This window comes from Caballeronia glathei (assembly GCF_000698595.1).
Classification (GTDB): Bacteria; Pseudomonadota; Gammaproteobacteria; order Burkholderiales; family Burkholderiaceae; genus Caballeronia; species Caballeronia glathei.
In genome coordinates, this window is sequence record NZ_JFHC01000042.1 from 60266 (window position 1) to 71202 (window position 10937).

General features: G+C 64.9%; 10 protein-coding genes. 1 reads left to right on the forward strand and 9 read right to left on the reverse strand.

Annotation, left to right across the window (positions count from 1 at the left end; translation table 11 throughout):
- Positions 1 to 17: 17 nt before the first annotated feature.
- The 9 genes from hslU to BG61_RS24005 form a co-directional block, all read right to left on the reverse strand.
- Positions 18 to 1364, reverse strand: a complete 1347-nt coding sequence (gene hslU, locus BG61_RS23965) for an ATP-dependent protease ATPase subunit HslU (protein ID WP_035933607.1) — start codon at positions 1362 to 1364, stop codon at positions 18 to 20.
- Between the two features lie 26 nt (positions 1365 to 1390).
- Positions 1391 to 1927, reverse strand: coding sequence for an ATP-dependent protease subunit HslV (gene hslV / locus BG61_RS23970; protein WP_035933605.1), 537 nt, complete (start codon positions 1925 to 1927; stop codon positions 1391 to 1393).
- A gap of 364 nt (positions 1928 to 2291) precedes the next feature.
- On the reverse strand, positions 2292 to 2711 hold the full coding sequence (gene dksA, locus BG61_RS23975) for an RNA polymerase-binding protein DksA (protein ID WP_035933602.1): 420 nt from the start codon (positions 2709 to 2711) through the stop codon (positions 2292 to 2294).
- A gap of 703 nt (positions 2712 to 3414) precedes the next feature.
- Positions 3415 to 4488 (reverse strand): CobW family GTP-binding protein, encoded by a 1074-nt coding sequence (locus BG61_RS23980; RefSeq protein WP_035933600.1) that lies wholly within the window; start codon positions 4486 to 4488, stop codon positions 3415 to 3417.
- Positions 4489 to 4641: 153 nt separating this feature from the next.
- Positions 4642 to 5844 (reverse strand): class I SAM-dependent rRNA methyltransferase, encoded by a 1203-nt coding sequence (locus BG61_RS23985; protein WP_035933598.1) that lies wholly within the window; start codon positions 5842 to 5844, stop codon positions 4642 to 4644.
- A gap of 43 nt (positions 5845 to 5887) precedes the next feature.
- Positions 5888 to 6811 (reverse strand): tyrosine recombinase XerC, encoded by a 924-nt coding sequence (locus tag BG61_RS23990; RefSeq protein WP_035933595.1) that lies wholly within the window; start codon positions 6809 to 6811, stop codon positions 5888 to 5890.
- Between the two features lies 1 nt (position 6812).
- Positions 6813 to 7532, reverse strand: coding sequence for a DUF484 family protein (locus BG61_RS23995; protein ID WP_035933860.1), 720 nt, complete (start codon positions 7530 to 7532; stop codon positions 6813 to 6815).
- 46 nt (positions 7533 to 7578) lie between these two features.
- On the reverse strand, positions 7579 to 8451 hold the full coding sequence (gene dapF / locus BG61_RS24000) for a diaminopimelate epimerase (protein ID WP_035933593.1): 873 nt from the start codon (positions 8449 to 8451) through the stop codon (positions 7579 to 7581).
- Between the two features lie 77 nt (positions 8452 to 8528).
- A complete protein-coding gene (locus BG61_RS24005) occupies positions 8529 to 9413 on the reverse strand; it encodes a lipid A biosynthesis lauroyl acyltransferase (protein ID WP_035933590.1) in 885 nt (294 codons plus the stop codon).
- A 270-nt stretch (positions 9414 to 9683) separates the two neighbouring features.
- Between BG61_RS24005 and metK the strand changes: the two genes are divergently transcribed.
- A complete protein-coding gene (gene metK / locus BG61_RS24010) occupies positions 9684 to 10871 on the forward strand; it encodes a methionine adenosyltransferase (protein ID WP_035933588.1) in 1188 nt (395 codons plus the stop codon).
- The last annotated feature ends 66 nt before the right edge of the window (positions 10872 to 10937 follow it).

Here is a 10937-nt window from a genome sequence, read left to right on the forward strand (position 1 = left end):
TTTTCGATGCCTGGCGCCTAGAGCACGTAGCGCGACAGGTCCTCGTTATCGGCGACGTCGTTGAGCGCCCGGTCGACGTAAGCCGCGTCGATCTTCACCGGCTGGCCCGTATGGTTGCCCGCCGCGAACGACACTTCTTCCAGCAGCTTCTCGATCACCGTATAGAGACGCCGCGCGCCGATGTTCTCGGTCTTCTCGTTCACGGAGTACGCGATTTCGGCGAGGCGGCGAATGCCGTCGTCGGCGAAATCGAGCTGCACGTCCTCGGTGGCGAGCAGGGCCTTGTACTGCTTCACGAGGCTCGCGTCGGTCGTGTTGAGGATCGATTCGAAGTCTTCCACCGACAGCGAATCCAGCTCGACGCGAATCGGGAAGCGCCCCTGCAACTCGGGAATCAGGTCGCTCGGCTTGGCAAGATGAAACGCGCCGCTCGCGATGAACAGGATGTGATCGGTCTTGATCATCCCGTATTTGGTGTTGATCGTGGTGCCTTCGACGAGCGGCAGCAAATCGCGCTGCACGCCCGCGCGCGACACTTCCGGCCCGCCGGCTTCGCTGCGCGACGCGATCTTGTCGATTTCATCGAGAAACACGATGCCGTTCTGCTCGACGTTCTGCACGGCCTTCGTCTTGACCTCTTCGTCGTTCAGCAGCTTGCCGGCTTCCTCGTCGGTGAGGAGCTTGAGCGCCTCCTTCACCTTCACCTTGCGGCGCGCCTTCTTGCCGCCGCCGATATTCGCGAACATCGAGCGGATCTGCTCGGTCATGTCTTCCATGCCCGGCGGGCCCATGATGTCCATGCCGACCTGCGGCATCTCGACGTCGAGTTCGATCTCCTTGTCGTCCAGCAAGCCTTCGCGCAGGCGCTTGCGAAACGTCTGGCGCGTCGCGTTCTGCGAGTCGTCCTGGGCTTCGGCCGCGGTCGACGCGCCGAACCCCACCGGCCGGGCGGCCGGCAGCAGGATGTCGAGAATCCGGTCTTCGGCGCGGTCTTCCGCCTTCGTGCGGACCTTCTTCATCTCGGCTTCGCGCGTCTGCTTGACCGAGATTTCGATCAGGTCGCGCACGATGCTGTCCACGTCGCGGCCCACGTAGCCCACTTCCGTGAATTTGGTCGCTTCGATCTTGATGAACGGGGCGTCCGCGAGCTTCGCGAGGCGCCGCGCGATTTCGGTCTTGCCGACGCCGGTCGGCCCAATCATCAGGATGTTCTTCGGGGTGATTTCCTGGCGCAGTGGTTCCGCGACCTGCTGGCGGCGCCAGCGGTTGCGCAGCGCGACGGCGACGGCCTTCTTCGCGCGCCCCTGGCCGATGATGTGCTTGTCGAGTTCCGAGACGATCTCGGACGGAGTCATGGTGGTCATCGCTGGGTCCTTTGCCTTGAGGCGGCTTACTCGATCGTCTCGATGACGCGATTGTGGTTGGTATAAATGCACATGTCGCCCGCGATCGCGAGCGATTTCTCGACGATGTCGCGCGGGGAAAGCTCGGTGTTTTCCGCGAGTGCCTGCGCCGCGGCCTGCGCGTACGCGCCGCCCGAGCCGATCGCGCAAATGCCGTTTTCGGGGTCGAGCACGTCGCCGTTGCCGGTGATCACCAGCGTGGCCTGCGCGTCGGCGGCGATCAGCATGGCTTCGAGCCGCCGCAGCATGCGGTCGGTGCGCCAGTCCTTCGCCAGTTCGACGGCAGCGCGCGTCAGGTTGCCCTGATGCTTTTCGAGCTTCGCCTCGAAGCGGTCGAGGAGCGAGAACGCGTCGGCGGTGCCGCCCGCGAAGCCGACCAGCACCTTGCCGCCGTAAATGCGCCGCACCTTCTTCGCGCCGCCTTTCATGACGATGTTGCCGAGCGTCACCTGACCATCGCCGCCCAGGGCGACCTGGGTGCCGCGTCGCACGGAGACGATGGTCGTGCCGTGAAATTGTTCCATGTGCGTTCCTTTAGAAAACAGAGGACGCGAGGCGGCTGCGAGGCCGCCGCGCAGTCGAGAATTCGATGGAGTGCGCGGCGCGGGCTCCGCGCATGGCTGCGCTCCGGGATGCGGCGCCGCGCCCGCGCTGACTCTGCGCGTCCAGATCATTTTAGGGCGGCACGGGGATTATCAAGACGCGTTTTGCGCGAAGCAGCGAGAAATTGCCCGGGGCCGCGCGCCACGCCTTGCGCCCGGGCGGCGCATCGGTGCCTTGGAAACAAAAAGGCACACGTCGAACGTGTGCCTGGCGGTGCCTTCGGAGGCGGCAGGTCTCCCCGCTGCGGGGCGGGACCCGCAACGAATATCGGGCCTGCGGTGGCGATCAGTCGCCGAAGAGCTTCTGGCGCAACTCGCGGCGTTCCTGCGCTTCGAGCGACAGCGTGGCGGTCGGCCGCGCGATCAGGCGCGGAATGCCGATCGGCTCGCCCGTTTCCTCGCACCAGCCGTAGTCGCCGGATTCGATGCGCGCGAGCGATTGCTGAACTTTCTTCAGCAGCTTGCGTTCACGATCCCGCGTGCGCAGTTCGAGTGCATGTTCTTCCTCGATCGTCGCACGGTCTGCCGGATCCGGCACGATCACCGTTTCCCGCAGATTTTCGGTCGTCTGGCCGGCATTCTTCAGAATGTCCGCCTGCAACTGCTCCAGCCGGCTCTTGAAGAAAGCGAGCTGATCCTCGTTCATGTAATCCTTCTCGCTCATCTTCAGGATTTCGGCTTCGGTCAAGAGTCGTTTCGTCGTCATCTGGCTTGCTTCTTCAATGTGAGGCGATGTCTTTCGCATTGCCCGCACTTCTGCGTTGCCCGCAAACAGCGCCGAATGCGCTGTCGTGACGCTTGCGCGCCGGTGCGGGGCCGAACTCCTCTGGAAACCGATTGCGGGTATAGAGGCGGGCGCCCGAAGGATTCTCCATACGCCTTCCTTCTACACCTTCGACCTTCGAACGTTTGTCGTGAATCGCGCATTCGCGGGCTGAAAGTTCAGCCGCAATGGCCAACCTGCTCCAGCATATTCACGATGCCGCGTCCTGCGGGTCTATCCAGTCTTCCTGCCGTCCGATTGGCCGTTTTGACCCGTCAACGGACGTTACCCCTTCTCCAGTGGGGCTGTATTGTAACTGAATCGCAATTTCAGACGATAACCGAGGAAAACCCTGCTGATTACCGCCGGAATCTCAAAAATATAACGCCTGGACGTTGAAAAAGCGATCGTCATTGGTGTCTGCGGGCACAGATCGCGCCGGAAAGCCGTTCGAAAAAAAACGCCGCCCGCGTTGGCGCGGCGGCGCTTTAGGTACGAAGCCGGTTTGGGGCCGATTTCAAGCGGGTGTCAAACGGATCGAAGTCGGTTTGGACTTCTCGCCGTGACCGGCGCTGTTGGCGCGTCGCCGGTCACGGGGAAGCCAGATGCATGCCGGAACCCGCTGATGGCGCCGGGGCGCCGCGCGTCACTTGACGAGGCAGGCGTCGAGGCCGTCGGTGATCAGGTCCTGCGGCAGTTCGATCCCGATGAACACCATCTTGCTGTTCTTTTTTTCAATCGGCTGCCATTTGCTTGCGAGGTCGCTGCCCATCATCTGGTGCACGCCCTGGAATACGACCTTGCGGTCCACGCCTTTCATATAAAGCACGCCCTTGTAGCGCAAAAGCCGCTCGCCATAGATCTGCAGAATGCCGCCGAGAAAGTCTTCCAGGCGATTCGGGTCGAACGGCTTGTCACTGCGGTAGACGAACGACTTGATCTTGTCGTCGTGGTGCGCGTGGTGGTGGTTTTGATGTTCGTGATCGTGGCTGTGGTCGTGACCGCAGGTTGCGTGGTCGTGATCATCGTCGTGATCGTGATCGTGCGCATGATCGTGGCCGTGCTCGTCTTCCGCGAGGAAGTCCGGATCGATTTCGAGCTTCGCGTTCAGGTTGAAGCCGCGCAGGTCGAAGATTTCCTTGATGTCGGCCTCGCCGAAGTTCACCACCTTGATCGCCGCGCGCGGGTTCATGTGCACCAGGCGGTGCTTCAGGTCGTCGAGTGCGGCGGCATCGACCAGATCGGACTTCGTGACGAAGAGCCGGTCCGCGAAACCGACCTGGCGCTGCACCACTTCGTGCTCGTCGAGCTGATGGTTGCCGTGCTTCGCGTCGACGAGCGTGATGATCGAGTCGAGCAGGAATTCGTCGGCGATGGTGTTGTCCATGAAGAACGTCTGCGCGACGGGGCCCGGGTTCGCGAGGCCGGTCGTTTCGATCACGACGCGGTCGAAGTCGAGCGTGCCGGCCTTCTTGCGGTTGGCGAGATCTTCCAGCGCGAGGGCCAGATCGCCACGGATCGTGCAGCAGATGCAGCCGTTGCTCATCTGGATGATCTGCTCGTTCGTGTCCTGCACGAGAATTTCGTTGTCGATGTTCTCTTCGCCGAACTCGTTCTCGATCACGGCGATCTTCATGCCGTGCTTTTCGTTCAGGATGCGCTTGAGCAGCGTGGTTTTGCCGCTGCCCAGAAAGCCGGTCAGGATGGTTACGGGAATCATGTGGTCGCCTGTGCCTTGAAGTCGAAGGGTTTGCACGCCGCGCGCCTTTTCAGCAAAAAGCGGCGAGTCAGCCAATTATTGAAACATATTTGTCAAGCCCCCGCTTTGCGCGGGGCGCCGCCGATGCGGCACCCGAGGACCAACTATGGCCGCTCAGGCGATTTGCAACAATAGGCCTTTCAGGTATTCCCCTTCCGGGAACGCCGTCAGAAGCGGGTGATCGACGCCCGCGCCGAGGCGCTTGAGAATGCGCGCGTCGACCTTCGCGTCCGCCGCCGCGCCCGCGACGATCTTCTGGAACAGATCGGCGTCGATCGCCCCGGAGCACGAATACGTAAAGAGCAGGCCGCCCGGGCGCAGCAGCTTGAACCCGGTCAGGTTGATGTCCTTGTAGGCGCGCGCCGCGCGGTCCACGTGCTCGCGCGACGGAGCGAACTTCGGCGGATCGAGAACGATCAGGTCGAAGCGTTCACCCTCGTCGTGCAGGCGGCGCAGCGTCTTGAACGCGTCGGCGTCGAGCCATTGGGCGCGCTCGGGATCGAAGCCGTTCGCGAGCACGTTCTGCTGCGCGAGCGCGAGCGCCTCGCCGGACGAATCGATCGACACGACGCGCCTTGCCCCGCCCTTCAACGCCGCGAGCGAAAAACCGCCGGTGTAGCAGAAGCAGTTCAGCACGTCGCGCTCGCGCGCGTACTGCGCGACCAGCACGCGGTTGTCGCGCTGATCGACGTAGAAGCCCGTCTTGTGGCCGTTTTTCACGTCGACGTGATACCGCACGCCGCATTCGTTCGCGATCAGCGTCTCGGGCGGCGGATCGCCCGCGAGTACGCCGGTGATCTGTTCGAGCCCTTCTTTCTGGCGGATCGACACGTCGGAGCGCTCGTAGACGTTCGGGCAGCCGGTCGCCGCGACGAGCGCCGCGACGATCGCCTCCTTCCAGGCCTCGACGCCCGTCGCCATGAACTGGCAGACGAGCTGGCCACGTTTCGATGCGTCGTCGGCGACGTAGTAATCGACGATCAGTCCCGGCAGGCCATCGGCTTCGCCGAAGATCAGGCGCGTCGCGCCGGTGTCGCGGATCATCGCCTCGCGGTGCGCAATCGCCCGCTGCACGCGGCGCTTGAAGAACGCGTGATCGACCGGCTCGGCTTCGTCGAAGCTCCAGACGCGGGCGCGAATCTGCGACTGCGGGCTGTACGCCGCGCGGGCGAGAAACCGGCCGTCGCGCGCGCGCACGACGACGGTCGCGCCCGGCGCCGGCTTGCCGTCCACGTGTTCGATGGCGTTCGCGTAGACCCACGGATGGCGGCGCGCGAGCGACTTGTCCTTCGCCGGTTTGAGCGTGATGGTGTTCATTGAGGTCGTGGTTGAGGCGCGCGGGGAGGCACGCCCGGGGAAGTCAGTCGCGTTTCTTGGCGCGCGGGTGCGCCAAATCGTAGACGCGCGCGAGGTGCTGGAAATCGAGCGACGTGTAGACCTGCGTCGCCGTGATGCTGGCGTGGCCGAGCAGCTCCTGCACCGCGCGCAGATCGCCGCTCGATTGCAGGACGTGCGTGGCGAACGAATGCCGGAGCACGTGCGGGTGCACGTTCGACGGAATGCCCGCCATGAGCGCCATGCGCTTCACCCGCTCGCGCACGACGCCCGGCGACATCCGGTTGCCGCGCACCGACAGGAAGAGCGCATGCGGATCGAGTTTTACGAACGGGCCGCGCACGTCGATCCACGCGCGCAGCGCAGCGATGGCCTTGCCGCCGACCGGCACCGAGCGGCGCCGGCCGCCCTTGCCGAGCACGGTCACCTCCGCGCTCACGAGATCGAGCCAGCCGGCGGAACGGTGGTTTTCGGTATCGACGAACTGCACGTCCAGCCCGACCAGTTCCGCGAGCCGCAAGCCCGACGAATAGAACAGTTCGAGGATCGCGTGATCGCGCAGCGCCTCGGGCGTGCCGGCGAGCGGCGCTTCCATCAGCGTGTGCGCGTCGTCGACGGAAAGCGCCTTCGGCAGCGTTTTCGCGCGTTTGGGCGCGCGCACGGTCGCGACCGGGTTCGCGGGCATTTCCACGCGCAGCGCCAGCCAGCGATAGAACGCGCGCCACGCCGAGAGCCGGTGCGCGATCGAGCGCGCCGACAAGCCGCCCGCATGCGCGCGCGACACGGCGCCGCGCATGTCGGTGGCCGTCAGCGTCTCGAGCGCGCGGCCGTTCGCCAGCTTCACGAGTTCGCCGAGTTCATGGGTGTAGCCGCGCAACGTGTGCTCCGAGAGCCGCCGCTCGTGTTCGAGCATCGACAGATAGACGGCGACCGGGTCGGCGGCGTTCATGTCAGTGCGGCAGCAGGCGGCTCAGCGCCGCGCTTGCCAGGGAGGCGATCTGCGTGAGGAAATCGGTGGCCATGCCTTCGTGAAAGCGGCGCGGATCGGGCGAGCCCATCACGAGCAGGCCGAAGGCCGGGGCGTCGGGGCCGGCGAGCGGATCGCGCAGCGCGAGCAGCGCGATCGATTCGGTCGCGCTCGCGGCGTCGACGACGCCATCGGTTGCCGCCGACGCGACCGGCGCCGAACCCGCGGAGCTCAGCCACTGCGCCGCCTCGAAGCCGGTGTTCGTGCCGCAGTAGGGCGTTGCGAGGCTGCCGGTGAAAAGCCGCACTTCCTCGCCGACGTGGCGCGCGAAGTCCGCCTGCGTGTACGGCTCCGCGACGTCCCACACGCGCAGCGCGGCCTGCGGCACGTCGAAGATTTCGCACAGGCCCGCGCTGATGGTCTTCGGCAGCGCGTGCGGATCGCGCTCCGCGATCACGCGGATCGTCCAGCGGTTGAATTTCGACGCGATGCTGTCGTTTTCATGACCGTAGCGCAGCAGTTCGGCCAGGCGGCGCTCGAGCTGCTTGTTCTTGTCGCGCAGCATTTCCATCTGCCGTTCCTGCAGCGACACGGCCGACTTGCCGTGCGGATTCGAAAGCCGGATGGTGCCGAGCAGTTCCGCGTGCTCGGCGAAGAAATCGGGGTTGGCGAGCAGGTAGTCGGCGACTTCGCGTTCGTTCATGGTTTCAGGCTGGTTGATGCCGGTGGCGATGGATCGATTGATCGGGTCAGAAAGCGTCGGCAAGTTCGATTTCGCCTTCGAAGACGGTGGCTGCGGGGCCGGCCATCAGGAGCGGGGCCGTTTCGTCGCGTGCGCCGTCCCAGGTGATCGTGAGCGTGCCGCCGTGCGTCCGAACCTGCACCGGCGAATCGAGCACGCCGCGCCGGATGCCCGCCGCCACCGCCGCGCACGCGCCCGTGCCGCACGCGAGCGTTTCGCCCGCGCCGCGCTCGTAGACGCGCAGCTTCACCGAATGACGATCGACGATCTGCATGAATCCCGCATTCACCTTGTTCGGAAAGCGCGCGTGCTTCTCCACGAGCGGCCCTTCGCTCAGCACCGGGTACGCCTCGACGTCTTCCACGATCTGCACCGCGTGCGGATTACCCATCGATACCGCCGAAATCCAGCGCGTTTCGCCGTTCACGTCGAGCGGCCAGAGCGTGTCGGCGCCCGCCTGGCGGCCTTCGAGCCCCCGGGCGTCGAACGGCACGCGGGCCGGCTCGAACACGGGCGCGCCCATGTCGACGACGACTTCGCCGTTCTCCTGCATCGTGAGCGTGATGACGCCCTGCTGCACCTGCACGCGCACGCTCGACGCACCGGTGAGCCCGCGATCGCGCACGAATTTGACGAAGCAGCGCGCGCCGTTGCCACAATGCTCGACCTCGCCGCCGTCGCAATTGAAGATGCGGTACTTGAAGTCCACGCCTTCGACGGTCGGTTTTTCCACGAGCAGCAACTGGTCCGCGCCGACGCCGAAATGCCGGTTCGCGAGCGCGCGCACCTGCGCCGCGCTCAGGCTGAGCGGCCGGGTATAGCCGTCGAGCACGACGAAGTCGTTGCCCGCGCCGTGCATCTTGGTGAATTTGAGTTTCATGGCCGCTATTGTAAGTGACGCGGGCGCGCCGGGCGCCTGGCCGTTCGGCCAGCGCCCGGCATCCTGAAAACGAGCCGTCAATAGAAACCGGGCTGGCCGGGCGGGCGCGTCTTGAAGCGCTTGTGCACCCAGTAATACTGCTCCGGCATGTGCGGAATCTGCTCTTCGAGGAACGCGTTCATGCGCCGGGCGTCGGCAATGTCGTCGCCCGTCGGGTAGTTCTGCCACGGCTCGAAGATCTTGAGCCGGTAGCCCTTGTAGTCCGGCAGCACCTCGCCGATGAACGGCACGACCTGCGCGTGGCCCGCCTTGGCGAGCCGGCCCACGGCCGTCAGCGTGCACGCGTCGATGCCGTAGAACGGCACGAACGCGGAATTGCGCATGCCGTAGTCCATGTCGGCGCCGAGCATCACGGGCTTGCGGTCGCGCAGCCAGCGCAGCACGACGCGCGCGCTGTCCGCCCGGCTCGCCATGTCGGCGCCGAAACGCGCGCGCTGCGCTTTCGCGATTTCTTCGATCTGCGGGTTCGAAAACGGCTGATACAGCGATCCGCATTGCCGGTGCAGCGAGTAGTTCAGAAAGATCGAGCCCGCCTCGATGCCCACGAAGTGCAGGCCGAGAAAGAGCGTGGGCGGCAGGTCGGGATCGGTGAGATCGACGGCGCTGTCCACTTCGATCAGCTTTTCGAGCTTTTCCGCCGATCCGAACCACTGCACGCTGCGCTCGACGTAGCTGCGGATCGCGTGCCGGAAATGCCGCTGCGCGACTGCCTCGCGGCGCTCGGGCGTCCAGTCGGGAAAGCACAGGCTGAGGTTGGTGTGGACGATGCGCTTGCGGCTGCTCGGGATCTGGTAGAGCAGCCAGCCGAGGCCGTCGCCGAAACGGGCGGTGATGCCGTAAGGCAGGAGCGCGAGCAACTTCAGGAAACCGACCGCCAGCGCGACGCCGAGACGGCCTAGCATGACGTGCTCCAGCGAACAGACCGCTGGCAGCAGCGAGACGAATATGGGAACTGGATCGGGGCGAATTGCGGCAAGCGATGGGCCCTGTGACAAAGGTAAGAAACCGCTATAATAAAACCTTCGCCGAGTTAATGGACAACTTGCGGGGCGAAGCCGGCCGGCGCCGAAAGGCGCTGACCGAACAAGGTAATCCGCTAAAGCGTCGCCGCTTCAGACTCCAGACGAAGTCGGCTACGTGAGCCAACAACCGTACCTAATGGAGTCTGAAGCGTGTCAAACGACTATCTGTTTACATCCGAATCCGTATCCGAAGGCCACCCGGACAAGGTCGCCGATCAAATCTCCGACGCCATCCTCGACGCCATCCTGGCTCAGGACAAGCATTCGCGCGTCGCGGCCGAAACGCTGTGCAATACCGGTCTCGTCGTCCTCGCGGGCGAAATCACGACCACGGCCAACGTCGATTACATCCAGGTCGCGCGTGAAACCATCAAGCGCATCGGCTACGACAATACCGACTACGGTATCGACTATCGCGGCTGCGCGGTGCTCGTCGCTTACGACAAGCAGTCGCCGGACATCGCGCAGGGCGTGAACACCGCCCACGACGACAACCTCGACCAGGGCGCCGGCGACCAGGGCCTGATGTTCGGCTACGCCTGCGACGAAACGCCCGAGCTGATGCCGCTGCCGATCCACCTGTCGCACCGTCTGGTCGAGCGCCAGGCGAACCTGCGCCGCGACGGCCGCCTGCCGTGGCTGCGTCCGGACGCGAAGTCGCAGGTGACCGTGCGCTACATCGACGGCCGCGCGCATTCCATCGACACCGTCGTGCTCTCCACGCAGCACGCGCCGGACATCGAACTGTCGGACCTGCGCGAAGCCGTGATCGAGGAGATCATCAAGCCCACGCTGCCTGCGGAACTGATCAAGGGCGACATCAAGTTCCTCGTGAACCCGACGGGGCGTTTCGTGATCGGCGGTCCGCAAGGCGATTGCGGGCTGACGGGCCGCAAGATCATCGTCGACACGTACGGCGGCGCAGCGCCGCACGGCGGCGGCGCGTTCTCGGGCAAGGACCCGTCGAAGGTGGACCGCTCCGCCGCCTACGCCGGCCGCTATGTGGCGAAGAACGTGGTCGCCGCCGGCCTCGCGTCGCGCTGCCTGATCCAGGTTTCGTACGCAATCGGCGTCGCGCGTCCGACTTCGGTGATGGTCAACACGTTCGGCACCGGCCGCGTGTCGGACGCGGAAATCACGAAGCTCGTGCTCGAGCACTTCGACCTGCGTCCGAAGGGCATCATCCAGATGCTCGACCTGCTGCGCCCGATCTACGAGAAGTCGGCGGCGTACGGCCATTTCGGCCGCGAAGAGCCGGAGTTTTCGTGGGAGTTCGCCGACAAGGCGCTCGTGCTGGCCGAAGCAGCCGGCACCGAACCGGTCGCACGGGTCGCGTAAGGCGGTCCCGGCTCCGACTGAAAAGCCCGTCAGGCGTTGTGAACTGCACCCCAAAAGTTGGACACC